Here is a 24,103-nt window from a genome sequence, read left to right on the forward strand (position 1 = left end):
GTCGATCAACAATCAAAATATTTTGTAGATAATATAAAAAATAAAATTTTTTGATTATATAGAAACATTAAAGAAACAACCGATTTTATTACATTTACTTACAATATAAAGCCTTGCTACTAGCAGGTTTTCATGACAAATTAGAGCCATACCAACAACAAAATCAAAGTGTCGATTTAGCAAATTTATGTAGTCAGTCATTAGGGATGAGATAAAAAAGACGATAAAAGGATACGTCGATATTTTATTAAAAGCACTGCTATTAAAGGCGTTGAGGATAAAGATACAAGGTTATTTTGTGGTAAGGCAGGATGATAAGAGCAGCGATGCGACCTCATCTGTTGATTGTAAGTACTAATAAGAGGACAATAATATGAATGTTTCTATCAGTGGTCACCATATCAGTATTACCGATGCCATGGACACCGCAGTTCGCGAAAAACTTGAAAAAGTCGAGCGTCACTTTGATCAGATTCAAAGTATTCAAGTGATTCTATCGCTAGATAACAGCGGTGCTAAAAAGAGCCATAAGGCTGAAGCTATCATGCGAGTCTCGGGTAAAGAGATGTTTGTCCAAGCTCTTGATGATGATATGTATAAAGCCATAAATGAGATGGCAGACAAACTTGATAGACAAGTACGCAAGTATAAAACAAAAATGGAGAGTAAAAAAACACAGGGTGCAGGGCGTGATGCTCGCTATGAAGATTTGATGACGGCTGAAGCTGAGCCTGCAGTTTAGTGATAGCTTGCTGTGTCATAAAATTTTAATAATTATTAGCCAATAAATAAATGCACAAATAGCAATATTATTAAATTGACCAGTATTCCTGAGTAATTTGAATACGTGACATGCTCAAAAATGAGCAATTCAGCAAGCCTAAGACGCTAAGTAAAAAAAGACCTCAAACGAATAACCGTTGAGGTCTTTTTTATAATAAATTTTAAAAGGAAAGGGTTGTAAACGTTAGGTTTTACACTGTGATTTTCTAAAATTCTATGTATCAAAAACGACTATCTTTTTCAATGGTTAAAAACCTTAGCCACCGCCTACAGCCTGTACTACTTCAATAGTCATGCCTTCAACAATATGTAGCTTATCAAGCTCACTTTTAGGAATCAGTTCACCATCGACTTCTACCGCATAACGACCGTTACTAAGCCCAAGCTCATTGACAACCAATTGTACCGTTTGATGAGTCGTCTGTAACTTCTTACCATTGACACTAATATTGCTCATAAATCGTACTCCCTAATAATCCAAAATTCCTATTTAGCCTTACTATTTTCACTACTACCAACACTAACGTAGCTGAATAAAATAAGATTATTTCTTACTAAAATCAATCAATCAGCTATTTGTTAAGCGTGCTGAAGATAGCGCAAGCCATAACCAACCTGCAATCATCAGCACACCGCCAATAGGCGTAATGGCACCGAACCAACGTGGCGCACCAAGTGTCATGGCGTATAAACTACCCGCAAAAATAATGACACCAATTTGTAATAACCATGCGACGGTTTGGGTTGCATAGTTTAAGCGAATAAGGATACCAACAAGTAATAATCCAAGTGAATGGACGAACCAATATAGGGTTGCCGTCTGCCACCATTCTAGCTGTTGAGTGCTGACCATAGCTTTGAGACCATGCGCGCCAAACGCGCCTAAAGCAACGGCGATGGCCATATTGATCGCCGCGATACTTATCCAATTGAACATGGTTGTACTCGTATTGTTGAATAAATGCTTACTAGGCAAAGATAGTGGTCTTATCTATAGGCAACTTATTGAATATCATCAGGTAAAATCACACTGTCGATGGTCATCGCTTCACGGATTTTATCCATGGCATTTTTCTCAATTTGGCGTACGCGCTCAGCAGAGATAGAGTAGACCGCTGCCAACTCATGCAAGGTTGATTTTTGCTCAGATAACCAGCGCTGCTCGACAATATCACGCGAGCGATCATCCAAGGTTTCCATTGCAGCAATCAGAGCTGATGAATTATTTTCTTCCCAGTCAGATTCTTCGACGATTTCGGCAGGGTCAATGCCATCTTCCAAAAATAACTGCGGTGCATAACGTCCATCGTCATCGTCACTTGATTGCGCCTCAAATGACGCATCATAAGAGGTCAGGCGCGACTCCATCTCAAGCACTTGCTTACGAGTAACGTTTAAGTCATTGGCAATCGCATCGGCTTCTTCAAGGGTCAACTGATTGTTGGTCTTTTTTAAACTGCGTAAGTTAAAGAACAGTTTACGATGCGCCTTGGTTGTAGCAACTTTTACAATACGCCAGTTACGGATGACAAATTCATGAATCTCTGCTTTAATCCAATGCACTGCAAATGATACTAGACGTACGCCTTTGTTAGGATCAAAACGTTTTACCGCCTTCATAAGTCCCAAATTACCTTCTTGGATCAAATCTGCTTGCGGTAACCCATAGCCTGAATAGCTGCGGGCAATATGAATGACAAAACGCAAATGCGACATGACCAGTAAACGCGCCGCTTCCACATCGCCTTCATCATAATAGCGATGGGCAAGCTCTTGCTCTTGCGTCGGAGTCAAGATAGGGATTTGGTGCACGGTATTAATATAAGCACCCAAATTTACCCCAGGTGCGGACAAATGCGTCGGCATGGCAGGTACCAAATCACGGGTACTGGTATCGCCAAGCGCGCTGGCATCATAAGGCGGACGCTCAGCTGCCGCTTTCAGTGCTGCATCGCGCGCTTCGTTTATTTCAGGAACAGCGCTGTCTTTTTGACGGTTATTTGCAGCGTTAGTAGTGGTATTAGCCATATTCTTGACCTTGGTTAAATAGATAAGCAAACAGTCAGATAAAAATCTTTATAGTTGTAATTGTAAAGGATAGCGACGCTTAGTTGCTATCAGTTTTGGTAATGATAAAGTGATATATTGTATCAACAGAATATTTAGATTGGCTGGCGCTCAACTCTTCACTGTCTGATACGGTGGCTTGATTAATACTAAGCAATAGCGGGTTCGTGGCTTTTGTTTGTAAGCTTTGCTGACAAAAAGCCATAATGTCAGCTTGAGAATTTGGGTCAGTTGCCACAACGTACAATGACTCCCCAGAGACGACACTGCGTAATGCGACCTTAGTTTTTAACAGTGGCATCGGGCAGGCAAGTCCGCGACCATCGACCATATCTTTGATAACAAGTACTGGTTTACTCAAATCTGTTTTATCATTTAAGTTGATGTCATCTGTTGGTAATAAGTCTAGGAGCTGCCTGATTGATTGCTGCTCGCTCTTAGACACAGTCTCTCCCAAACATATTGGATAAGAGGCTCGTACCATGATGGATGGACTATCAGCAGACATAAAATAAACCTTTAACATGGCTAATATTAAACCTTGTGTTTCAGTCTAATGCTTAGCATTACAATATTTATGGATAATACTATCTTAATACAACATGGCGATTGTGCTGTGACGCCGACGGTTTTATAAGCAACCATTATAGCAAATTGCCTGTATTCAATTGCAGTTGAATATAGTCATCATCGCGTTTGATCAATCAGAACAACTGAGTAGTATTGATCTTCATATTTTTATATTAGACTTATCTAATAGGTTCACATAACCATGTTGCGCAATAGTGACGCTCTGCGGAGTTATTAGTAGCGATAGGCAGACGGCAATTGACCTTCAATAGACAAGCTCGTATAGTCAAAGCACGTTATGATTATGCATATAGGGTACGCACTTGGATTATTCTAAAAGACAATCAATGCTTGATAAGCCGCTAATAAATGCACGGAATAAACGTGCTATCACTCACTATGCAAGCATACAGACAGGGTTATTCTCTAAGCAGGTAAACCATCATCTGTCGCCAATGCTTGCACTAAAATTAGCACTGTCAACGATACTATTGGCCTGTACAAGCGCCGCCTATAGCAAAAGCCAAACGGTGCCATTGAGCTATGATTCATGGCAAACCACTAACACAGAAGAGCTAAGTTTGCCCAGTTTACGCGGGCAAGGGCTGAACTTTGATGAGCAATATCAAAATAAATTGCTTGGTGAATGGTCATTAAGAAACATCAATGGTCATGTAAAGATGGAGCATGACCCTTGGATTCAAGAAACGGTCAAAGAACTAACATGGCGGCTCAATGCCCAAGCACGCCAGCAAGCACCGCTTGGTTTGGTCATTATCGATAACCCAAGTATTAATGCATTTGCGGCTCCAGGCGGCGTAATTGGTCTTAATACTGGCACTATATTGGCCGCAAACAGCATGGATGAGCTGGCAAGCGTTGTAGCTCATGAGGTTGCGCACATCAGTCAGCGTCATTATGAAAGCGGCGCTGATGAGCGTAAAAAAGCCTTGCTGATGCAAATAGGTGGCATGCTCGCCGCGATTGCTGCATCGACCGTCGATGGTGATGCGGCAGCTGCAGTGATGATGGGTAGCCAAACCGCCACGATGAATAGTAGTATGGCGTTTAGTCGTAATAATGAACGTGATGCTGATCGGGTCGGTATGCAAATCATGAACCAAGCTGGCTATGACCCACGGGCGATGCCGCGCTTCTTTGCGACCATGAATCAAAAAAGCCAGATGAATCAAACCGCCAATCAGTTTTTGCCAAGCTTTATCCGCTCTCATCCACTGAGTAATGAGCGCTTGAGTGAATCTCAAAGCCGCGCGCAGCGTTATAATACGCTGCCGTTAAATCAACAGCAGCGCCATCAAGCTTTGTTTGATTTACTTTATTGGCGGGTACAAAGTACCGGAAAGCATGCTTCAGAGACTGCATTAACGACTGCGGCAAAGAACAGCATCGGGGCAAAGCTTGCACTAATGCATTGGTATGGCGAGCAGCAGCGCTTTAAAGAGGCAAATGATTTATTTGCCGAGCTGTCGGCATTGCCGATAGCAAAGCGCCAAGTACTCGAGCCATTATTGTCCATTACCCAAAGCCAGATTTTGACTGAACAAAATAAATGGCAACAAGCTGCTGAAATTCTAGAGAGTCAGCAGCGGCTCTATCCTGAGCGCCGTGACTTACGACTTTATCTGGCAGAAGCCTTGACCAATAGTAATCAGCCAACCAAAGCCCAAGCCTTACTCAAGCCGTTAACCGAGCAGCAACCAAGTGATCGCTATGCGTGGCAAAGTTTGCAATTGGCCAATGAAAAATTGGCAAAGACCACCAATTCTGCACCGCTAAAAAGTATTGCTACTATTAATGCACTACGCTACCGCAGTCATGACCAACTATGGAGTGGAAGCTACGAGCGCGCGCTGACTTCTTTAACGCAAGCCAAAAAATTGACAGAAAATTTGCAAAATACGGCTCAAGCCAATAGCGCTCGTCCACTACTTGCCAATATCAATGCCGAAATCAAAGCCGTAAAAACCGCCAAAGACTTTAAGCCTTAGGCGGTTCTTTGATAACTAACTGCTATAAAGCACTATATAGAAAAAGCGTTGATTTTATCAATATGCTGTAGCGATTAACCTTGTAGCGCGTCTTTGACCAGCTTTGAGATTAAAGCAGGGTCAGCACGACCCGCGGTTTTCGTTTTTAATATCCCCATCACGCTACCCATATCACGCATTGACGTTGCGCCTTGTTCGGCGATTTCTGCGTTTACCAAGGCAGTCATCTCCGCATCATCCATCTGTTTTGGCATATATTCATTGATAATATCAATCTCAAACTGCTCTTTGGTTGCCAAGTCATCACGACCGTTTTCGGTAAAAATAGTCAATGACTCATGGCGCTGTTTGAGCTGTTTTTGTAATATCTCCAAAACTTCGGCATCATCAAGCTCTATTTGACGGTCGATCTCAATTTGTTTGATAACTGCTTGTACGTTACGCAGTACTTTGACCCGTTCAATCTCACGTGCTTTCATAGAGACTTTGATGGTGTCAGTTAGCGTCTGTTTAATTTGGCTCATTGTTGTTATTCCTTATGATTATAGGTAAAAAGTTTGTGTAAAAAGTCTACTAATCAGAACAAGCTTTATAATAGAAAGTGTTAGAACCAATGATAGTAATAACAAAAATTGTAGCATAAAAAACGCCACTGATATCATCGGATAACAGTGGCGTTAGTGTAGCGCTGGTACTTAGCTAATCGACTTATCGATTAGTACATACGAGTGGTACGAATAGTTTCGCGTTGTAATTTCTTTTTATAACGCTTTACTGCAGCAGCTTTTTTGCGCTTGCGTACTTGCGTTGGTTTTTCATAAAATTCACGCTTACGTACATCTGACAATACGCCAGCTTTTTCACAAGCACGTTTAAAACGACGGATAGCGATATCAACTGGTTCGTTTTCTTTAACCTTAACTGCAGGCATGAAGACTCCTCGATTAGGATGAGATATAAGGGCATTAGTTTGGCTGTGTATTAGTATTTAGCCGTAATATCTCAAGATTACTGGCATCAGCTCAAACTAGGACAATCTTGCGCAATAGCACAAGGGCGCCTATTTTAATAAAAAATCGCAATAAAGTCAAAGGCTTTTACTTATTAATCTATAACTATCATTAAGTTGCAAACTGCTGCCGGCAATAAGGGTCGTAAGTCATTTATAGCTAAACGTTCTTTAGGAAGGATAAACGGGTTATTTACTAAATAGCATCAGTATAAATAAAACCCCTCCTGTCTATAACGGTTTGGGCCAAGTTTATGCTATGATAATTTGCATAATATCAATCGTTTTATGTGCACTTTATTAAGGATGTTGGAATGAAAAAATCAGTACTCAATACGGCGCTAAGTACAGCATTTATCGTCGCCCTTGGTTTTGGTGTCAGTGCTTGTAGTAGTGAGAAAGAAGGTGAAGAGTCAGATCACATTTTAGCCGTCGATCGTGTTGATGAGGCAGCAGAGATTGCTCGCGCGAATGCACCTGCAGCAGAAAAGATGGATTTCCCAGCAGCAGCGCCAATGCCAGCAGCTGATGCGACAACAGATGCGACGATGAGTACTGAAGAAGGGGCTGTCGCAGTAGAGGGAACAGCAGCTGATGCAACGGTAAGCGCCGATAGTTCTGATACCGCTGTGGCGACTGCCGATACTGCCAATAATACTGAAGTGCCAGCGACGAATTCAGCTAAACCTGCAACCGATTAATCCTGCTTGAAAGCAGTATTCAATAATGAGCGGTGTCACTAACCATCTATAGATGAGGAAACAACCATGACTGTTAAACAAGCTGTAATAAAGAAAAAATCAGTTGTTAAGTTAGCGCTGTCTGGTCTAAGTCTTAGTGTGTTATTGACACTTAGCGCCTGTAGCGGTGGTGATAACACTCCCACTGATGAGCCTGCGGTGGTTAATGAAACCGAAGCTGTGGTTGTGGAGCCAGCAGCGCCTGCTGAAGCTGAGCCTGTCGTTGAGGTAGAAACAGTTGAGGTGTCAGAAGTAAAAGCGGAAGAAGTAAAAGCGGACGAAGTAAGTGCTGCCGCTGCTGAGCCTGAAGTGTTGGCTGCTGATACAGGTGCTGCATTGTATGAAAAACAATGTAAAGTCTGTCATGAAAAAGGTTTATTAGCCGCCCCATTATTCGGTAATAAAGAAGCATGGGCACCACGAATCGCCAAAGGTATCGATACACTACATATGCACTCTGCCAAGGGCTTTAACAAAATGCCTGCGCAGGCAAGCGCTGAAGTCAGTGAGGCACAAGTTCATGCGGCTGTTGATTATATGGTTGCTGCAGCTAGCTAAATATTATTGATTGAAATTTGCTAAACTGACCGCCATTGTAAGCTTACAGTGGCGGTTTTTTATTCACGCTACAAGGCAAAATATAAAGGCACATAGATGAAAGTATTGGGTTTAGAGACCTCTTGCGATGAGACGGGGCTAGCGATTTTTGATAGCGAACAGATAACGAGCGATAATAAAGGTCTGCTAGGACAGGTACTGTATTCACAAATAGAGCTGCATGCCCTTTATGGCGGCGTGGTGCCTGAGCTTGCTAGTCGCGATCATATCCGTAAGTTAGTGCCTTTATTTAATGAATTGCTAGAGCAATGTGATATCACTAAAGATGAGATTGATGCCATCGCTTATACCAAGGGTCCGGGGCTTATCGGCGCCTTGATGACGGGTGCATTGTTTGGTCGTAGCTTGGCTTATGGGTTAGATATTCCAGCGATTGGTGTTCATCATATGGAAGGGCATCTATTAGCACCGCTGATGGGTGCGAATCCACCAGCGTTTCCGTTTGTCTCCTTACTGGTTTCTGGTGGGCATACGCTACTCATTGCTGCGCATGGTATTGGTCAATATGAAATCCTTGGCGAATCCATTGATGATGCGGCAGGTGAGTGTTTTGACAAAGCGGCGAAGATGTTGGGCTTGCCATATCCGGGTGGTCCTAATATCGCTAAATTAGCGGAAAGTGGCAATTCGGACGCTTATAGTTTACCAAGACCAATGTTACATCGTGGTTTGGATTTCTCTTTTAGCGGTATGAAAACGGCAGTGCATAATCTGATTAAAGATACCAATGGTTCAGGGGGCTCAGGAAATAGCTCTGATAGCGACCCGCAAGTCCGTGCTGATATTGCCGCCAGTTTTCAGCATGCCGTCGTTGATACCTTGGTGAAAAAATGTGTTAAAGCGCTTAAGCAAGTCGATATGAGCCGATTGGTTATTGCAGGCGGCGTCAGTGCCAATAGTCATTTGCGTGAAACTCTCGAGCGGGAGCTTGCTAAAATAAATGCCACCGTACATTATGCACCTCCTGCTTTATGTACCGATAATGGTGCGATGATTGCGTATGCGGGTTACGAGCGTTTGCAAGCGGGTCAAGCAGATGATTTGGCTGTCAGCTGCGTGCCACGTTGGCCAATGACCGAGTTGCCAGCGGTATAAGCGCTAGAAAGTCGCTTGTATCCAATTTATTAAACTTTATATCACTCAAGGATAACTTATGCAGTGGCTTGCGATTGGATTAGGTGCTGCCATTGGCGCTTGCCTGCGAGGGTGGCTAGCGCGTTTTAACCCGATGCACCACTGGATACCACTTGGGACGCTTGGAGCCAATGTTTTAGGTGGGCTATTGATAGGGCTGGCCTTGGTGTGGTTCGAACGTGTGGGCAGCGGTTTGTCTCCCAATATTAGACTGTTTGTGATAACTGGCTTCTTGGGTGGACTGACGACTTTTAGTACCTTTAGCGTTGAGGTATTTACCTTTATCCATAATGGCAAACTGCTTGCGGGCTTAGGGCTAATTGGGCTACATGTGGGGCTGACGTTATTAGCAACGGCACTTGGATTTTATTTCTTTAAGTTGATTTTATAATAATAAAAATTCAGCAATAAAAAAGAGCCATATTAATTTTTTAATACGGCTCTTTTTTTAGTGATAATTACTTCTAGACAGGTTTTACGATACCTTCTAATAAACTGGCAAACCCTTGCATATAAGCAGTATCTTGGCTCGAGGTGCGCGTTGCCGCATAGAGCTGACAGTAGACGCCGCTACCTAATGGACGCGAAACTACCCAACCTTTTCTCTCATATTCAGCGACCACCCAGTCGGGGAGTGCTGCCACCCCGCGTTCACTAGCAACCAACTGAATAAGCATAGCGGTTAGCTCGGTGGTACGCATACTTTTAAAGCTGACCTGTGCTGGGGTCATAAAATTGGCAATAATATCAAGGCGCTTAGCCTCTACTGGATAAGCAATCAAGGTTTCATCGACTAAGTCTTTGGCATGAATAAATTGTTGCTCAGCCAAGTCATGAGTCGGCGACAGTACCAAACGACTTTCATACTCAAATAATGGCTGATAGCTGATACCTTCTATCGGTAAATTACTGGTAGTAATCAATAAATCAATATCACCTTCTATCAATAAATGATGCGGCTCGGGCTCAAAACCAGTAGCAAAATCTAGCTCCACATCTGACCACTCACGGCGATAATGATTGAGAATAGGCATCAGCCAATCAAAACAGCTATGACATTCAGAAGCTAAGCGCAATCTGCCTGCTTGACCATGGGCTAAGCGTTTTAAGTTGGCTTTGGTGCGCGTGACCTGAGGTAAAATGCTGTCAGCGAGTGCCAATACCGTCTTGCCAGCTGGCGTAAAGGTCAACGGACGCGTGCGCCGATTGACCAAACTAATATCGTAATAGTTCTCTAGCTCTTTTAACTGATGCGAGACGGCAGAGGCGGTGACATGCAGCTCATCGGCAGCAGCGGCCAATGAGCCGTGTGCTCGCAGCGCAGTTAGGGTATTAAGATGACGAAGCTCTAACATAAAACAACCTAACCACCAAAGTGAAAAAGAAATAAGGTATAGCAGATAGGAGCATTACACCTGTTATACCGATAAGCGAAACTGATTAGAGCAATATTAATATTAACGTCGACGTAGCAATAACTGTGAAATCACAACCAGAATTAAGGAAGCAACCAGCAATATCGTCCCAATCGCATTGACCTCGGGTTTAAGTCCCACGCGTACCATAGAATAAATACGTAGCGGCAAAATCTCATAGCTAGGGCCGGTGACAAAGGTCGATACCACCACATCATCAAGCGATAAGGTAAAAGCAAGTAGCCAACCTGCCATCACCGCCGGGAAAATTACTGGAATCAAGACCGTACGCACCATCATTGATTCGCTAGCACCCAAATCTCGCGCTGCTTCCATTAAACGTTCATCCAAACTACTTAAGCGCGCAAAGACAGTAATGACCACAAAAGGCAGGCAAAAAGTTATATGAGCCAATAATAGCGAGACAAAACCGAGCTGCAGGCCGATTAATAAAAACAGTGCCAATAGCGATATCGCTAGGACAATCTCAGGTGACATCATCAGCACAAATAACAAGCCATTTAGCAGCCCTTTACCACGAAAGTCATAGCGATGCAGCGCCAGTGCGGTCAGGGTGCCGATAATGGTCGAAACCGTGGCGGCAACCAAGCCCAGCACAATAGAATGCCAAAAGGCATCAAGCATCGCCTGATTGTTAAATAGCGACTCGTACCACTTTAAACTAAAGCCGCCCCAGTTATAACCGATTTTTGACTTATTAAATGACATCACCATCAATACTATGATGGGTAGATATAATAAAGTATAAATCAGACCAAGATAGCCTTTGGCGGCGATACTGCCGATGCTAGATGGCTTGATAGAGCGTTTGGTTTTTATAGGTGAGCTATTGATTGACGAGTTATTAGATGAATTACCAGACATTAAGCCACCTCGCTAAAGTCAGTCTTGCCGATACGGCGACTACTAGCGCGATAGGCAAGCAATAATACCGCCATAGCAAGCGTCAATAGCACACTGGCGGCCGCGCCAAATGGCCAATCACGGGCATCTAAAAATTGGTTCTTGATAATATTTCCAACGAGTAGATTGCGTGAACCGCCCAAAATATCGGCAACATAAAACATACCCATTGCTGGTAATAGTACCAACAGCACCCCTGAGATAATACCAGGTGTCGTTAATGGTAGTACCACATGCCAAAAGGTTTGCGGTTTTGATGCGCCCAAATCCTGCGAGGCAAGCAGCATATCATTGCGCAAATCGCTAAAGACGGCATATAGCGGCAGCACCATAAATGGAAATAATAAATAGGTTAAACCAGCAATCACAGCGCCTTGGGTATATAAGATATCAATGGGCGCATCAATAACGCCTATGGCTAATAAGGATTTATTAATCAAACCATTGCTGGCAAACAATAGTTTTAGCGCATAAGTTCGTACCAAAGAATTGGTCCAAAATGGCAATATCAGCATGAGCATTAACAAAGGCTGCCAGCGTTTGCTCACGCGTGAGACAAACCAAGCAAAAGGATAACCGAGTAATAAGCAGATTATCGTAGTAATGCCTGCCATCCATAATGAGTGCACGAAGACATCAAAATAAAGCGGGTCAATCATGCGCACGTAGCTGTCTATGCTGACAGGTAGGCTGATAAAAGCTGTGCTATCACGGGTCAAAAAGCTAACTGCAATCACCAATATATTGGGTAATAGCGCAAAAATAAGAAGCCAGCCCCAAATCAGCCATAGCGTTGCGGTACGAAAAGGGCTTTTATTGCTGATGCCAGTATGTGCCATTAGTGGATATCCTCTTCTGGCAATACCCATTCCCAACCATCGACCCACGACACTTTTACACCTTCATTAAGCTTATAGTCAAAACTTGGATCATCTTCATCAAAAAATTCCGAGGCTTTAATAATATGACCGTTCGTTAGCTCAATAATCGAGTCTAAGGTACTGCCTTTATAATTGCTTTCGATGACGCGCCCTAATAAACCACCATGGGTGTTGTCAGTCGGATCATAAATCCGTAAATCTTCAGGACGTAGCAATAAATTGACGATATCACCGACTTGGACATCGTTGGCAAAATCGGGTCGACGCAGATTACGCACAGGCGTTGGTCCGTCTTGAACTTGTGCTTCGCAGACTTCAACCTCAATACGACCATTAGTCACGCGACCATCACGATCGGGTTGCTCAGGATAGACACCTTTGACTTCCGCTTTAAATAAATTGGTCTCGCCAATAAACTTAGCAGTGAATAAATTGGCAGGGGTTTCATAAATCTCAATAGGCGTGCCAATTTGCTGAAACTTGCCGTCTTTCATTACTGCAATGCGGTCTGACATCGACAGCGCTTCTTCTTGATCATGGGTGACAAAGACAAAGGTAATGCCAAGCTCACGTTGCAGGCGTTTAAGCTCAGACTGCATTTGTAGACGCAGCTTATGATCGAGCGCCGATAAAGGCTCATCGAGCAATAGTAATTTGGGACGATTGATGACTGCACGTGCAATCGCAACGCGCTGCTGCTGCCCACCGGATAAATCCTGCGGGCGACGATTGGCTAAATGTTCTAGCTGCACCATCGTTAGCATCTCACGTACCCGCGTTTGAATCTCATCTTTAGGGATTTTTCTTAGCTTTAGACCATACGCCACATTTTGCGCGACAGTCATATGCGGAAATAGCGCATATTGCTGAAACACCGTATTGACCGGACGTTTATCAGCGGGCAAGCCTGCCATCTGTACACCATCCAAATAAATCGCCCCTGCACTTGGCTGCTCAAATCCTGCAATCAGTCGCAGTAAGGTAGTTTTACCGCAGCCTGAAGGACCGAGTAAGGTAATAAACTCGCCATGCTGGATATCAAGATTGATGTCTTTTAAGACCTCAGTATTATCATAGGTTTTCTTTAGACCGGTCAGTTGTAGCAATACCTTATCAGTGTTTGCTGATGCAGGAGTAGTCGGCGGCGTTAAAAGTGATTCGGTCATAATGATTCCTAGATTTCCGACATACATACTAAAATATCAGTGGCAGTCTGAGCGCTGTATACGTTAGACATGATGATTTAGTATGTTAAAGCGATGAGTTTAACGAGGGTTGGTCGCAGGCTATTATAACAAACCTTCACTATAAGTCAGCGCAAGTTCTTTACAGGTTGGTTGACCCCTATAGTGATCTTGGAATAGCAATTAAAGATGAGTCTACGCTTTGTTAAATAGACTAAGTAACCACCCTTAAATTAAATAATTTTTACCATTTTTTTGAATTTATTCCTATACAATTGGTTTGCGTATGATAAATATAGAGTGACTTATAAAAGTAAGAACTTAAGTGAGGTTTGCTTAAAGCGCCAAACGATATCGAAGACTTAGACTCTATGACAGGATAGTTATAGAGCAATTTACTATGTTAACCCGTTAAATTATCAAGGATTCCTTATGCCTAACAATACACGCCCTAAAACAGGTCAGGAAGCACTGGAGCTGCTTAAGCAAGGTAATATACGCTATGTGGACAGCTTGACCAATACCGATCCCTGTATGCAAAGGCGTCCAGAATTAATCAAAGATCAAGACCCTTTAGCGATTATTTTGGGTTGCTCGGACGCACGGGTACCGGTTGAGATCGTTTTTGATCAAGGTTTAGGCGATTTATTTGTCATACGCGTTGCAGGTAACGTGGTAGCTCCTTCACAAATTGGTTCGATCGAATTTGCTGCTGAAAAATTCAATACTAAACTGGTCGTGGTGCTTGGACATTCGCACTGCGGCGCTGTCACCGCCTGTGTTGAAACATTAATCAATCCTGAGCAAAACTACTCACCCAATCTACAATCTATCGTCGACCGTATCCGTCCAAGTGTCTATAATCTGCATGAACTTGCGACCGCCAATGGGCAAGATGTGGATGCAGACGAGCTGGTTGATCGCTCTATACGTGCAAATGTGCGTATGTCGGTCAGTCAATTAAAGCATGGCTCGCGTGCGTTAGAGGATTTAACCAGTAGTGGTCAGCTATTGATCGTTGGTGCCGAGTACGACTTAGAAACAGGTAAAGTGCGGTTTTTAGATGCTTAATAGTGTTCTGTAAAGGCTGTGCTAGAAAGACTAAGTGTTATAGGTATGACTATTTAATCTATTAGTGATTAAAAATATTTAAATATAGGAATAATCATGAGTAATAATACTTTTAACAACGACCATTCAATACAAGAGCAACCTGAAAGCAGCGTAAAGGCTGATGGCGTACAGCCTATCTCAGCGCAGACGACAGGTTATACCTTTAACCATACGATGCTGCGTGTCAAAGATCCTGTGAAGTCTTTAGCGTTTTATACTGGTGTCTTAGGTATGACGTTACTGGCAGTCAAAAAATTCCCAGCCATGGGTTTTGATTTGTACTTTTTAGCTAAGCTGACTGAGAGTGAACGTGAAAACTTGCCGTCAGGTAATGATTTAGAGATTTTTGCCTTCCGTCAGCGTGGCATTTTGGAATTGACTCATAACTATGGTACCGAGACAAAAGCGGACTTTAGCTATCATGATGGCAATCAAGAACCACAAGGGTTTGGTCATATTTGTTTTAATGTACCTGATCTCAATGCAGCGGTAGCTTGGTTTGATGAAAACAATGTCGAATTCAAAAAACGTCCAGATGAAGGCAGCATGAAAAATATTGTCTTTATTAAAGATGTTGATGGTTATTGGATTGAAATCGTACAAGCAGACTTGATGGCTTAATTGATTCATAAGTTAAGCGAATAAAAAAGCCACCTTATTGTTTAATAGGGTGGCTTTTTATATTGCTAAAGGATTCTTATTTAGTCTTTTTCGACTTGGAAATCCGTATGGCAAGATTTACAGCTGTCGCCAACAGGTTTAAAAGCTGGCATCACATCGTCAATGCTAGTTGCTGTCTGTGCAGCAGCGCTTAGCTCAGCAGTGACCTTTTGGAAATTCTCTGCTTCAGCTTTAAAGCCATCAACATTTGACCAAACCTCTGCTTTGGCATTGCCAGCGGCGTCTTTATTATTAAAATGGCTCCAAGGATTTTTAGACTCTTCTGCTAAAAATGCCGCCTGCTCTTTGAAAACGTCAGCATCAAAAGTATCCGGCTCTTTTGCCATGCCACCCATAACCTTCATTGCATCACCGAAGTTCTTCATGATGTCCTGACGAGCTTTGACATCAGGGTCTACTGGTGTACTACAAGCCGTCAGTCCTAAAGTGGCTGCCATCAAAGTGATAGCACAAATAGATTTTAATGATTTTTGATTCGATACCTGAGTCATGAGTAGTGCTCCTTTTTACGTTGCTAATAAAAAGGTGGCGTAGCATATGCATGCTCGTCACCTGATTAAATGGCTACTATTAAAATAAATTTTATCCGATATTTTTAATATATTTTCTTTATTAACATTCGAAAATACTGTTTTTCATGATGCTTAAATTACGTACTATCCTATATTAAACAGCAAGCGGCTTAAGTAGCATAGGGCGAAACCGTGAGTTTTTGTAAAATAGATTAAATATTCTCATAAATTGGTTTTAAATAATCGCTTTCGCTAAGCTTAGTAGATACACTTTTAAAAGAATACAGTGCTACTGGGATTAATTATTCGCAGTCTCTGTCTGCGTAGGCACAGTAAGCAAGAAAAATTGATACCAGTAGTACCTTATAATTTTTGTATTTCTTTTATTCAAGACTGACTATATAAATTGCCGCCCTAAAAATTATCATTACTTATTTTGAATAACACTTTATTTAAAATAAAAAAGGTCAGCATGATTAGCTGACCTTTTTAACAATAAAATGATTTATATCAAAACCAATAAATACTAGTAAGTTATTATGCTAATCCCGATTATAGAGTCAACCAATCACGCGGTTTTAGATAGAAGTCAGTCAACTCAAACTCAGGCGTGCCCTGATCTGGCTCAAAGCGATAATGCCAGCTAGCGAGCGGTGGCATACTGACCAAGATGGATTCAATACGCCCATTACTTTGCAGACCAAATAGAGTGCCGCGGTCATAAACAAGGTTGTATTCAACATAGCGACCTCGACGATAGAGCTGAAATTCACGCTCTGATTCAGTATAGGGCACATGTTTACGCTGCTCAAAAATTGGCAGCATACCTTCAAGGTAGCCATTACCGACTGCTTGCATAAATTTAAAGCAGGTTTCAAAATCCCAACCGCGACTTTCAGTATTGACGTCATCATAAAATAAGCCGCCGATACCGCGCTGCTCATCACGATGACGTAAATGGAAATACTCGTCGCACCATTGCTTGAAATCAGGATAGATATTGTCGCCGAAAGGTGCACAGAGGTCATGACAAACCTGATGCCAATGCACGCAGTCAGCGAGCACAGGATAAAATGGCGTTAAATCAAAACCGCCACCAAACCACCAAATAGGGTCTTTGCCTTCTGCTTCGGCAATAAACAAGCGTACATTGGCATGGCTAGTGGGAACGTTAGGGTTTTTGGGGTGCACAACAAGAGATACGCCCATTGCCTGTGCTTTACGACCAGCAATGTCAGGATGGCGAGCGGTTGCTGAAGCAGGCAAATTTTGGACGTGTATATGACTAAACATAACGCCGGCTTTTTCTATCACTTCGCCGTCTGCCAATACGCACGAGCGACCACCACCACCTTCAGGGCGCTCCCAATCGTCAGGGACAAAGGTAGCGGCTTTCTGCGCATCAGTACAGCCATCGCTTTCTTGCGCTTCTAGGGCTTGGCAGATACGCGCTTGTAAATCGACTAGAAACTCACGCACGCGCATGATGTCATGATGGCTTGGTGTCGTTGTTGCATCGGTCGCTGACACATTGATATCGTTATCTATATTTGGGATGCTCATAAAGTATCTGATTATTTGCTATTTATTAAGGTGTAGGATGGTATTAAAATCTGTGTCTAATAGATGACCCATACGATCGCGCTTGGTCGCTAGATATTCAGCATTCATATCATTCACCCCAACGACCAATGGCACCCGCTCAATGACATCGATACCATGCTCGGTTAAGTAAGCGACTTTACTAGGATTATTGGTGATAAGGCGCACAGCATTAACACCTACATGAGCAAGCATCGGTCCACACATATCATAGATACGCGCATCAGCAGGCAATCCCAACATAAGGTTGGCATCTAGAGTGTCGTGACCTTGATCTTGTAAGGCGTAAGCGCGGATTTTATTGGTCAGACCGATGCCGCGTCCTTCTTGACGCAGATATAAAATCGCCCCGCAGCCCGTTTTTTGTATCGCATCCATAGCGGTATTTAGCTGTGGTCCGCAATCACATTTTAAGGAGCTAAAAGCGTCACCAGTTAAGCACTCAGAATGAATTCTTATTAACGGAATAGGACGTTCCAATAAAGCATCATCTTTTTGATTTAAGATGCTATCGGCAATATCCGTTTGATCAAACACAGGCAGACCTACCGTCAGCATCACATGCTCTTGACCCTCATCATTCTCAAAGATATGAATATCAAACTCGCCGTGACGAGTAGGCAATTTGGCGCTAGTAATAAATTGATATGACATTAATGCCCTGCATAAGCTGATCATCGTGGCGCTCACTGTCTGACATAGCTTTATTATAATAGCTAAGTTCTTGTAAGCTAGCGGGTTTGCAAGATAGTATGCTAATTATATTTATTATAAAAACCACAAATTATAAAAACACACAAAGTTCACAGACGGCGCACGATGATTAAAGCGACAATTAAAAATAAATGCTATTATGCCATACTATTTTGACGGATACAGTGACAAGTCTTTGCCCTTACATTACTATGTCGTCACTAACGTCCGGTATGAATACAAAATAATAAGGCATAATAGCCATTATTATTACCTTTGAGACAGCTATTAGAGCAGTCTTTAGGGTTGTCATTGAACGTTATTATCTTTATATCAAATAGCGTATTTTGGGTTATTGCAGCGATAAAAGCTGTATCACTAATTGTATAGTCGATGCCATCCCTTGTATTAGCAATGATACAAATGATGGCATGGCTATTATTAACGCCACTTAGACTATTGCTATTGCTAGACCTTGTCTAAGGTAGCATCTGGTCAGCAGATTGGTAGGTATCGTACGTTTTATGCAGCAGTCACCTCATTCCCCACAGTCTCAGTCATTATCTGCGTCAGCTGTTGATTCTGCTGTACCGCTATCAAAACTGCAACAAACGTATGCAGTGATTCCACGTGAGCGTCCGCAGACGCCATTGCTCGACAGTGTGGATAGTCCTGCTGATCTCAAGACTTTTAGCAGTGCTGAGCTGATTACTTTAGCCGATGAGCTAAGGCTGTTTGTATTGTATTCAGCGGGTCAAAGCGGTGGTCATTTCGGTGCCAATTTAGGCGTGATTGAATTGACTATTGCGCTACATTATTTGCTAGACACCCCGCAAGATCAGATCGTTTGGGATGTGGGTCACCAAGCGTATGCGCACAAAGTACTGACAGGTCGCCGTGATCAGTTAGGTACTATCCGATCTAAAACTGGCTTAACGGCTTTTCCAGAACGCGCCGAATCTGTCTATGATACCTTTGGGGTTGGTCATTCATCAACGTCCATCTCAGCCGGTTTAGGCATGAGCTTAGCGCTACGCTATCAAGGGCGCGCGCAGACGGTTGCCTGTATTATCGGTGATGGGGCGATGACAGGTGGCATGGCGTTTGAAGCGATGAATGACGCGGTGCAACAAGACGCTGATTTGATGGTGATTTTGAATGACAATGACATGTCTATATCCTGCTCGATTGGTGGCTTTTCACGGCATTTAGCAATGCTTTGGGAGTCAGGGTATCAGGTTGATATCTCTGATGCAGGCGAGCCAATATTATGTCAACGCCCTGATATGCAAGCATTTGACCGACGTAAGCGTCATAAAGAGCAGCGCGATGTACCGCAACTAGAAGACAATCTATTTAAGGCAATAGGCTTTACCTATTTTGGTCCTTTTGATGGTCATAATATTCCTGAGCTACTACGTGTATTGTCGCTTGCCAAGCAAGTCAAAGGTCCAGTTTTAGTCCATATTTATACCACCAAAGGTAAAGGCTTTGCGCCTGCTGAATTAGACCCAGTCGGCTATCATGCTATTAGTAGCTTACCTGCTGAACCTGCTGAACCTGCTGAAGATAACGTACCAAAAACTGAGAAACCAGAAATAATAGCGATTAAACCTTCCTTAAAGTACTCGCAAGTATTTGGACAGTTTTTATGTGACAAAGCGGTACAAGATAATAAGCTGCTCGCCATTACCCCAGCGATGGAAGAAGGCTCAGGGATGATTGAGTTTGCTCGTCAATTTCCAGAGCGTTTCTTTGATGTAGCGATTGCTGAGCAACACGCTGTGACGTTGGCGGGTGGCATGGCAACACAAGGTGTGAAGCCAATTGTGGCGATTTATTCGACGTTTTTACAGCGTGGGTACGATCAGCTGATACATGATGTTGCTTTGCAAAATCTTGATGTGATGTTCGCCATTGATCGCGCCGGCCTAGTTGGTGAAGATGGTGCTACGCATGCGGGCGTATTTGATTTTGCCTTTTTACGCTGCGTGCCCAATATGCTGATTGCAGCGCCAAAAGATGAAAACGAATGCTATCATTTGCTCAATACTTGTTATGAATACCAAGGTTGTACCGCAGTGCGCTATCCGCGCGGTGTCGGCACTGGCGCGACTATTATGCAGCCTGCGCAAATTTATAATATTGGTGAGGCGGTTATAGAGTCGGTACTTGGTACAGACGATGCACCCAAGAAACTGGCATTATTGGCATTTGGTACGATGGTCGAAACGGCTGAGAAAGCCGCAGAAATGATTGCGAAATCCCCTTTATTAGCATCAAGCTGTCAGCTGCATGTGGTCAATATGCGTTGGGTGAAGCCTTTAGATACAAACTTGCTTGAAACCCTAGTCGAGCAAGGTATTACTCATATAGCGACTTTAGAAGAGCATATGATCATGGGCGGCGCGGGTAGTGCGGTCAATGAATACCTATTAAATGAATCGGCTGCTTTTAAAATCCATCGTCCAGCTATCTGCAATATAGGTATCCCTGATCGGTTTGTAGCGCATGGCTCTCAAGCAGAACAGCTAGCAGATTGTGGTCTAGATGTGGAAGGTGTGTTCAATCAGCTCCAAAACTTATTATCTTAACTGCTGTGGCTTAAGGTTTAAAAGACGATTAATCATCTATCTGCTAAATTATAAAAATAATAAATACCCATAGTCCGTAAAAAGTTGATAAAATAGCTGTGTAAAAAATAAAGCTGTGTAAAAAATAAAGCTGTATTTTTGTGCCAAGATATCGCCTGCTTGCCGTAGGTGTGAACTATTTGACAACTTGAGCGGTGCGACTAATAGCAACCAAATATTGTGGTTTGCTATGTGGCTTTATTTTTCATTGATTTTATAAGTAGTGTTGGTGCTATAAGTATCTCTTACTTTACATATTTTTTTTATTAATAAGTATCTATCGATTGGTACTTATAAATTAATATTTATCTAGTAATATCCATTTATCAAACAAGCAGGTTATTGTATGGAACCCATGGTCGTCATCGCAGCGCGTGCTGCTGAAAAAGTCGGTAAAGAAATTTTGTACGCGCATCAAAACCGTCACAAAATTGAGTTGGATATCGAGTCAAAAGGACTAGATGGTCTGGTTACTCGTATTGATCGCTTTAGTGAAGAGCTGACGATTGAGACGCTAAAAGCCAGCTATCCAAATCATTCGTATTTGGGTGAAGAGTTTGGTATGCAGGAAGGTCGCGGCGAAGATGCTGACTGGTGCTGGATTATCGATCCACTAGATGGCACTAAAAACTTCGTTCATGGCGTACCACAGTTCTGTGTGTCTATTGCCGTACAGCATAAAGGTGTGACTCAGCATGGTGTTATCTATGATCCTGTCCGTGATGAGATGTTCTCTGCTAGCCGTGGTAAAGGCGCGCGTTTAAACCAACGCCGTATCAGTGTCAGTGAGCGTAAAACGATCGATGGTGGTTTATTTACTACTGGGCATCCTCTTGAGCGTAAGCGCAATGGCGAAGTTATCTCATATGCCAAAGAGCACTATGAAAGCCTACAAAAAATCACTGAAGCGGGCGGCCAAATCCGTCGTTTAGGCTCAGCTGCTCTTGATTTATGTTATGTGGCTGCTGGTCGTTTTGATGGCTACTTTGAGATGTCAATCAAGCCTTGGGATATCGCAGCAGGCGAGCTTATTGTCACTGAAGCACGTGGCGTGGTCGTTGATCATACCGGCGCACACAATTCGATGACATCAGGCTCTATCTTTGCTTGTAATATAAAACTGCTAAAACCTTTGATGCAAGTGGTTGTGCCAGCATGGGGCGATGCGCTTTAATCGTCCCCTTTTAGATAGCTAAGTATGACAAACAAAAAGCTGGTTCCGTTATGGAGCCAGCTTTTTTGTTTTACCATTATCTTTATAGCCGCTTTTATCTTCAACTGTAATACCATTGAATTCAAGCTCTTTACTAACCTTTTCAAGCAGCTGCAACTCTTCTTCTATTAGCATCAGCATATCTTGCACATGAGGTAAGGCCTTGCTACAGGCAGTAATACCAAATTCAATCTTATCCAAATAACTTGCCAGCGTAATATTCATCGCTTGCCCGTTGAAGACAATCGAGGCAGGGTACAAAGATTGTAGGCGCGCGCCATTCCAATACAATGATTTTTCGGAGCCTGGTACATTTGAGATAATCAGGTTAAAGGCTTGTTTTTTAGGAAACAAACCAGTCGCCAGATTAATCCCTTCCCATGCATAAGACACCACACTGTAGTTAATAACTTGCGCTTGATTCATACGTCTAAAACGGCGTTTGCCATTGTTCATACTGCGATGAATTAGCTTGATTCTACTCAATGGATCATCCAGATGAGTACCCAGATTGGCAAGGACAAATGACAGCTGATTGCCCGCGACACTATCGTCAGTTCGTAAAGACATGGGCACGAACGCAATCAGAGGCTTGCTAGGTAGTGCATCCATCGAAATCAAATAACGCCGGATAGCACCAGCACAAACGGCTAGTACTACATCGTTTTTGCTAATATTAATACGCTCAGCAATATCATTGAAGCGCTTAATATCATAAGATTGTGCCGCTATGCGCCTCGATGCTGAGATGCGTCTGTTTAGAATACTTCTCGGGGCATCAAAGGTACTGACATAGCTGTCGTCATTATAATTTTTAAAATTATCCAGTAATTCTGTGAACACAGGCTTAATGGTAGATACTTGCTCTTTTAGGATGCGTAAAGCGGAGCGCTCTTTGGGCAAGATAGCATCGATCTGATTGCGATGGCGTGCCATTAATGACCAAATAGGCAAAGTAACCGGCTCATTGGGCGATTGTGATAAGGATTTTTTGACCAAACGCATGGCAGCGATACCATCAACCAGCGAGTGATGGATTTTGAAATACAGCGCAAAGCGCTCTGGGCTACCTTCGCTCTCTGGCTGAATGCCTTCAATCACATGGCATTCCCACAGGGGCATAGCACGGTCCAATAGACGACCATGCTCTCTTGAAACATACATCAAAAGTTCGCGCACACGAGCGGGCTTGGGTAGGGCGACATGATGCAAGTGGTGCTCAACATCAAAATTTTTGTCTTTTTTCCAAAATACCATATGCTCAAGCACTTGGTTGAACGGAAACGTTGGCGGTACATCAGAGTCTTGCATCTGCTTTACAAGCTGATGAACAAAACTGATATCGGCATCTTCTGGTAATTCAAATAAAAATAGACCTCCAACATGCATGGGTTGTTTACGCGACTCAAGAAGTAAAAACAACTGGTCGACTGCTGTAAGAAGTCGCATAATAAATCCTTTTATAATGAAAAATATAATCACCTAACCTTTAATACTACTGAAAAAAGTATCCCGTCTGTGGCGAGCTGGCAGTTGCCATTTTGCGCATCGGCATACGACCCGCCAAGAAAGCCTGACGACCTGCCCATACCGCATGTTTCATTGCTTGAGCCATCATCACAGGATTTTGCGCATTGGCAATGGCTGAATTCATCAGTACGCCATCACAGCCAAGTTCCATGGCAATCGCGGCATCAGAAGCTGTACCGACACCAGCATCAACCAATACGGGTACTTTCGCATTTTCAATAATCAAGCTTAATGTATGGCGATTGAGCAAACCAAGACCAGAGCCAATCAGACTACCAAGTGGCATAATTGCCACGCAGCCCATACTCTCTAATTCTTGAGCAACGATAGGGTCATCTGAGGTATAAACCATCACTTCAAAGCCATCATCAATCAATACTTTGGCAGCTTTTAGCGTTTCCATCACATTCGGATAGAGGGTTTTTTCATCGCCCAATACTTCAAGCTTAACCAGATTATGCCCGCCTAATAGCTCGCGAGCAAGCTTACAAGTACGAATCGCCGTTTCTGCATCAAAACAACCCGCTGTATTTGGCAAAATAGTGTATTTATCTGGTGAAATGACATCAAGCAAATTGGGCTCATTGCTATTTTGACCGATATTGGTACGACGAATAGCGACCGTCACTATCTCTGCTGCTGACGCGCCGATGGCGGCACCCGTTTCAGTCATATCTTTATACTTACCCGTACCGACCAATAATCGAGAAGAAAAAGTCCGACTGCCTACCGTAAAAGTATCTTGCAAAAGGGGTGTCGATTGAGTAGCAGTGCTAGTGTTATCTGACATAA

The 24,103-nt window shown here is 42.9% G+C and carries 25 protein-coding genes; 10 read left to right on the forward strand and 15 right to left on the reverse strand.

Translation table 11 applies throughout. The features are described 5' to 3' along the window. The first annotated feature begins 373 nt into the window (after nucleotides 1–373). Nucleotides 374–742: a ribosome hibernation-promoting factor, HPF/YfiA family gene (gene hpf / locus FQ082_RS06265; RefSeq protein WP_149408943.1), complete on the forward strand. Its 369-nt coding sequence runs from the start codon at nucleotides 374–376 to the stop codon at nucleotides 740–742. A 297-nt stretch (nucleotides 743–1,039) separates the two neighbouring features. Here the strand turns inward: hpf and thiS are convergent, their stop codons facing one another. The 4 genes from thiS to FQ082_RS06285 all read right to left on the reverse strand — a co-directional run bounded on the left by thiS (nucleotide 1,040) and on the right by FQ082_RS06285 (nucleotide 3,358). Beyond that, nucleotides 1,040–1,240 (reverse strand): sulfur carrier protein ThiS, encoded by a 201-nt coding sequence (gene thiS, locus FQ082_RS06270; RefSeq protein WP_011512598.1) that lies wholly within the window; start codon nucleotides 1,238–1,240, stop codon nucleotides 1,040–1,042. A 111-nt stretch (nucleotides 1,241–1,351) separates the two neighbouring features. Further along, entirely contained in the window at nucleotides 1,352–1,720 is a 369-nt protein-coding gene (locus tag FQ082_RS06275; RefSeq protein WP_149492454.1) for a DUF423 domain-containing protein, read from the reverse strand. Between the two features lie 65 nt (nucleotides 1,721–1,785). After that, entirely contained in the window at nucleotides 1,786–2,649 is an 864-nt protein-coding gene (gene rpoH, locus FQ082_RS06280) for an RNA polymerase sigma factor RpoH (protein ID WP_011512600.1), read from the reverse strand. Between the two features lie 241 nt (nucleotides 2,650–2,890). Beyond that, complete coding sequence (locus tag FQ082_RS06285; protein WP_133103863.1) at nucleotides 2,891–3,358, reverse strand: sulfurtransferase TusA family protein; 468 nt, start codon at nucleotides 3,356–3,358, stop codon at nucleotides 2,891–2,893. 385 nt (nucleotides 3,359–3,743) lie between these two features. Here FQ082_RS06285 and FQ082_RS06290 point away from each other — a divergent pair, with 385 nt between their 5' ends. Beyond that, on the forward strand, nucleotides 3,744–5,429 hold the full coding sequence (locus FQ082_RS06290) for a M48 family metalloprotease (RefSeq protein ID WP_262498165.1): 1,686 nt from the start codon (nucleotides 3,744–3,746) through the stop codon (nucleotides 5,427–5,429). A 74-nt stretch (nucleotides 5,430–5,503) separates the two neighbouring features. Here FQ082_RS06290 and FQ082_RS06295 read toward each other — a convergent pair whose 3' ends face one another. Then, nucleotides 5,504–5,953: a GatB/YqeY domain-containing protein gene (locus tag FQ082_RS06295; RefSeq protein ID WP_149492457.1), complete on the reverse strand. Its 450-nt coding sequence runs from the start codon at nucleotides 5,951–5,953 to the stop codon at nucleotides 5,504–5,506. 191 nt (nucleotides 5,954–6,144) lie between these two features. Continuing rightward, the gene (gene rpsU, locus FQ082_RS06300) at nucleotides 6,145–6,360 is read right to left on the reverse strand and encodes a 30S ribosomal protein S21 (RefSeq protein ID WP_010195908.1); all 216 of its coding nucleotides are present in this window, start codon (nucleotides 6,358–6,360) and stop codon (nucleotides 6,145–6,147) included. A 392-nt stretch (nucleotides 6,361–6,752) separates the two neighbouring features. Between rpsU and FQ082_RS06305 the strand changes: the two genes are divergently transcribed. The 4 genes from FQ082_RS06305 to FQ082_RS06320 all read left to right on the forward strand — a co-directional run bounded on the left by FQ082_RS06305 (nucleotide 6,753) and on the right by FQ082_RS06320 (nucleotide 9,321). Next, nucleotides 6,753–7,139, forward strand: a complete 387-nt coding sequence (locus FQ082_RS06305) for a hypothetical protein (RefSeq protein WP_149492458.1) — start codon at nucleotides 6,753–6,755, stop codon at nucleotides 7,137–7,139. Between the two features lie 66 nt (nucleotides 7,140–7,205). After that, a complete protein-coding gene (locus FQ082_RS06310; protein WP_149492459.1) occupies nucleotides 7,206–7,736 on the forward strand; it encodes a c-type cytochrome in 531 nt (176 codons plus the stop codon). 96 nt (nucleotides 7,737–7,832) lie between these two features. Beyond that, nucleotides 7,833–8,891: a tRNA (adenosine(37)-N6)-threonylcarbamoyltransferase complex transferase subunit TsaD gene (gene tsaD / locus FQ082_RS06315; protein ID WP_149492460.1), complete on the forward strand. Its 1,059-nt coding sequence runs from the start codon at nucleotides 7,833–7,835 to the stop codon at nucleotides 8,889–8,891. A gap of 58 nt (nucleotides 8,892–8,949) precedes the next feature. Then, nucleotides 8,950–9,321: a CrcB family protein gene (locus FQ082_RS06320; protein WP_133103859.1), complete on the forward strand. Its 372-nt coding sequence runs from the start codon at nucleotides 8,950–8,952 to the stop codon at nucleotides 9,319–9,321. A gap of 73 nt (nucleotides 9,322–9,394) precedes the next feature. Here FQ082_RS06320 and FQ082_RS06325 read toward each other — a convergent pair whose 3' ends face one another. From FQ082_RS06325 to potA, 4 genes are all read right to left on the reverse strand, one after another. After that, nucleotides 9,395–10,285, reverse strand: coding sequence for a LysR family transcriptional regulator (locus FQ082_RS06325; RefSeq protein ID WP_149492461.1), 891 nt, complete (start codon nucleotides 10,283–10,285; stop codon nucleotides 9,395–9,397). Between the two features lie 102 nt (nucleotides 10,286–10,387). Further along, entirely contained in the window at nucleotides 10,388–11,230 is an 843-nt protein-coding gene (gene potC / locus FQ082_RS06330) for a spermidine/putrescine ABC transporter permease PotC (protein WP_149492462.1), read from the reverse strand. Further along, nucleotides 11,230–12,108 carry a spermidine/putrescine ABC transporter permease PotB gene (gene potB, locus FQ082_RS06335; RefSeq protein ID WP_149492463.1) on the reverse strand — a complete coding sequence of 293 codons (879 nt, stop codon included), beginning with the start codon at nucleotides 12,106–12,108 and terminating at the stop codon, nucleotides 11,230–11,232. Before potB ends, potC begins: the two co-directional genes overlap by 1 nt. Next, entirely contained in the window at nucleotides 12,108–13,316 is a 1,209-nt protein-coding gene (gene potA / locus FQ082_RS06340; RefSeq protein WP_149492464.1) for a spermidine/putrescine ABC transporter ATP-binding protein PotA, read from the reverse strand. The genes potB and potA overlap by 1 nt, the downstream gene beginning before the upstream one ends. A gap of 450 nt (nucleotides 13,317–13,766) precedes the next feature. Between potA and FQ082_RS06345 the strand changes: the two genes are divergently transcribed. Together FQ082_RS06345 and gloA are read left to right on the forward strand one after the other, a co-directional pair. After that, nucleotides 13,767–14,405 carry a carbonic anhydrase gene (locus tag FQ082_RS06345; RefSeq protein WP_149408929.1) on the forward strand — a complete coding sequence of 213 codons (639 nt, stop codon included), beginning with the start codon at nucleotides 13,767–13,769 and terminating at the stop codon, nucleotides 14,403–14,405. Nucleotides 14,406–14,501: 96 nt separating this feature from the next. Then, nucleotides 14,502–15,068, forward strand: a complete 567-nt coding sequence (gloA, locus tag FQ082_RS06350) for a lactoylglutathione lyase (RefSeq protein WP_149408928.1) — start codon at nucleotides 14,502–14,504, stop codon at nucleotides 15,066–15,068. Between the two features lie 80 nt (nucleotides 15,069–15,148). Here the strand turns inward: gloA and FQ082_RS06355 are convergent, their stop codons facing one another. From FQ082_RS06355 to ribA, 3 genes are all read right to left on the reverse strand, one after another. Beyond that, nucleotides 15,149–15,619 (reverse strand): c-type cytochrome, encoded by a 471-nt coding sequence (locus FQ082_RS06355; protein ID WP_149492465.1) that lies wholly within the window; start codon nucleotides 15,617–15,619, stop codon nucleotides 15,149–15,151. Between the two features lie 573 nt (nucleotides 15,620–16,192). Further along, on the reverse strand, nucleotides 16,193–17,203 hold the full coding sequence (gene hemF, locus FQ082_RS06360) for an oxygen-dependent coproporphyrinogen oxidase (protein WP_149492466.1): 1,011 nt from the start codon (nucleotides 17,201–17,203) through the stop codon (nucleotides 16,193–16,195). Between the two features lie 18 nt (nucleotides 17,204–17,221). Then, nucleotides 17,222–17,896, reverse strand: coding sequence for a GTP cyclohydrolase II (gene ribA / locus FQ082_RS06365; RefSeq protein ID WP_149492467.1), 675 nt, complete (start codon nucleotides 17,894–17,896; stop codon nucleotides 17,222–17,224). A 563-nt stretch (nucleotides 17,897–18,459) separates the two neighbouring features. Between ribA and dxs the strand changes: the two genes are divergently transcribed. Both dxs and FQ082_RS06375 read left to right on the forward strand, forming a co-directional pair. Beyond that, entirely contained in the window at nucleotides 18,460–20,529 is a 2,070-nt protein-coding gene (dxs, locus tag FQ082_RS06370; RefSeq protein WP_149492468.1) for a 1-deoxy-D-xylulose-5-phosphate synthase, read from the forward strand. 385 nt (nucleotides 20,530–20,914) lie between these two features. Continuing rightward, on the forward strand, nucleotides 20,915–21,742 hold the full coding sequence (locus FQ082_RS06375) for an inositol monophosphatase family protein (RefSeq protein WP_011512618.1): 828 nt from the start codon (nucleotides 20,915–20,917) through the stop codon (nucleotides 21,740–21,742). 48 nt (nucleotides 21,743–21,790) lie between these two features. Here FQ082_RS06375 and FQ082_RS06380 read toward each other — a convergent pair whose 3' ends face one another. Further along, a complete protein-coding gene (locus FQ082_RS06380; protein ID WP_020442606.1) occupies nucleotides 21,791–23,230 on the reverse strand; it encodes a WS/DGAT/MGAT family O-acyltransferase in 1,440 nt (479 codons plus the stop codon). Nucleotides 23,231–23,276: 46 nt separating this feature from the next. Then, on the reverse strand, nucleotides 23,277–24,101 hold the full coding sequence (locus tag FQ082_RS06385) for a thiazole synthase (protein ID WP_011512620.1): 825 nt from the start codon (nucleotides 24,099–24,101) through the stop codon (nucleotides 23,277–23,279). Nucleotides 24,102–24,103: the final 2 nt, after the last annotated feature.

The organism is Psychrobacter sp. ANT_H56B, assembly GCF_008369245.1.
GTDB classification, from domain to species: domain Bacteria; phylum Pseudomonadota; class Gammaproteobacteria; order Pseudomonadales; family Moraxellaceae; genus Psychrobacter; species Psychrobacter cryohalolentis.

What these genes read in the sequence shown, in the direction of transcription:
- hpf (WP_149408943.1), top strand. Translation starts at nt 374, where the DNA reads ATGAATGTTTCTATCAGTGGTCACCATATCAGTATTACCGATGCCATG.
- thiS (WP_011512598.1), bottom strand. Translation starts at nt 1,240, where the DNA reads ATGAGCAATATTAGTGTCAATGGTAAGAAGTTACAGACGACTCATCAA.
- FQ082_RS06275 (WP_149492454.1), bottom strand. Translation starts at nt 1,720, where the DNA reads ATGTTCAATTGGATAAGTATCGCGGCGATCAATATGGCCATCGCCGTT.
- rpoH (WP_011512600.1), bottom strand. Translation starts at nt 2,649, where the DNA reads ATGCCGACGCATTTGTCCGCACCTGGGGTAAATTTGGGTGCTTATATT.
- FQ082_RS06285 (WP_133103863.1), bottom strand. Translation starts at nt 3,358, where the DNA reads ATGTCTGCTGATAGTCCATCCATCATGGTACGAGCCTCTTATCCAATA.
- FQ082_RS06295 (WP_149492457.1), bottom strand. Translation starts at nt 5,953, where the DNA reads ATGAGCCAAATTAAACAGACGCTAACTGACACCATCAAAGTCTCTATG.
- rpsU (WP_010195908.1), bottom strand. Translation starts at nt 6,360, where the DNA reads ATGCCTGCAGTTAAGGTTAAAGAAAACGAACCAGTTGATATCGCTATC.
- FQ082_RS06305 (WP_149492458.1), top strand. Translation starts at nt 6,753, where the DNA reads ATGAAAAAATCAGTACTCAATACGGCGCTAAGTACAGCATTTATCGTC.
- FQ082_RS06310 (WP_149492459.1), top strand. Translation starts at nt 7,206, where the DNA reads ATGACTGTTAAACAAGCTGTAATAAAGAAAAAATCAGTTGTTAAGTTA.
- tsaD (WP_149492460.1), top strand. Translation starts at nt 7,833, where the DNA reads ATGAAAGTATTGGGTTTAGAGACCTCTTGCGATGAGACGGGGCTAGCG.
- FQ082_RS06320 (WP_133103859.1), top strand. Translation starts at nt 8,950, where the DNA reads ATGCAGTGGCTTGCGATTGGATTAGGTGCTGCCATTGGCGCTTGCCTG.
- FQ082_RS06325 (WP_149492461.1), bottom strand. Translation starts at nt 10,285, where the DNA reads ATGTTAGAGCTTCGTCATCTTAATACCCTAACTGCGCTGCGAGCACAC.
- potC (WP_149492462.1), bottom strand. Translation starts at nt 11,230, where the DNA reads ATGTCTGGTAATTCATCTAATAACTCGTCAATCAATAGCTCACCTATA.
- potB (WP_149492463.1), bottom strand. Translation starts at nt 12,108, where the DNA reads ATGGCACATACTGGCATCAGCAATAAAAGCCCTTTTCGTACCGCAACG.
- potA (WP_149492464.1), bottom strand. Translation starts at nt 13,316, where the DNA reads ATGACCGAATCACTTTTAACGCCGCCGACTACTCCTGCATCAGCAAAC.
- FQ082_RS06345 (WP_149408929.1), top strand. Translation starts at nt 13,767, where the DNA reads ATGCCTAACAATACACGCCCTAAAACAGGTCAGGAAGCACTGGAGCTG.
- gloA (WP_149408928.1), top strand. Translation starts at nt 14,502, where the DNA reads ATGAGTAATAATACTTTTAACAACGACCATTCAATACAAGAGCAACCT.
- FQ082_RS06355 (WP_149492465.1), bottom strand. Translation starts at nt 15,619, where the DNA reads ATGACTCAGGTATCGAATCAAAAATCATTAAAATCTATTTGTGCTATC.
- hemF (WP_149492466.1), bottom strand. Translation starts at nt 17,203, where the DNA reads ATGAGCATCCCAAATATAGATAACGATATCAATGTGTCAGCGACCGAT.
- ribA (WP_149492467.1), bottom strand. Translation starts at nt 17,896, where the DNA reads ATGTCATATCAATTTATTACTAGCGCCAAATTGCCTACTCGTCACGGC.
- dxs (WP_149492468.1), top strand. Translation starts at nt 18,460, where the DNA reads ATGCAGCAGTCACCTCATTCCCCACAGTCTCAGTCATTATCTGCGTCA.
- FQ082_RS06375 (WP_011512618.1), top strand. Translation starts at nt 20,915, where the DNA reads ATGGAACCCATGGTCGTCATCGCAGCGCGTGCTGCTGAAAAAGTCGGT.
- FQ082_RS06380 (WP_020442606.1), bottom strand. Translation starts at nt 23,230, where the DNA reads ATGCGACTTCTTACAGCAGTCGACCAGTTGTTTTTACTTCTTGAGTCG.
- FQ082_RS06385 (WP_011512620.1), bottom strand. Translation starts at nt 24,101, where the DNA reads ATGTCAGATAACACTAGCACTGCTACTCAATCGACACCCCTTTTGCAA.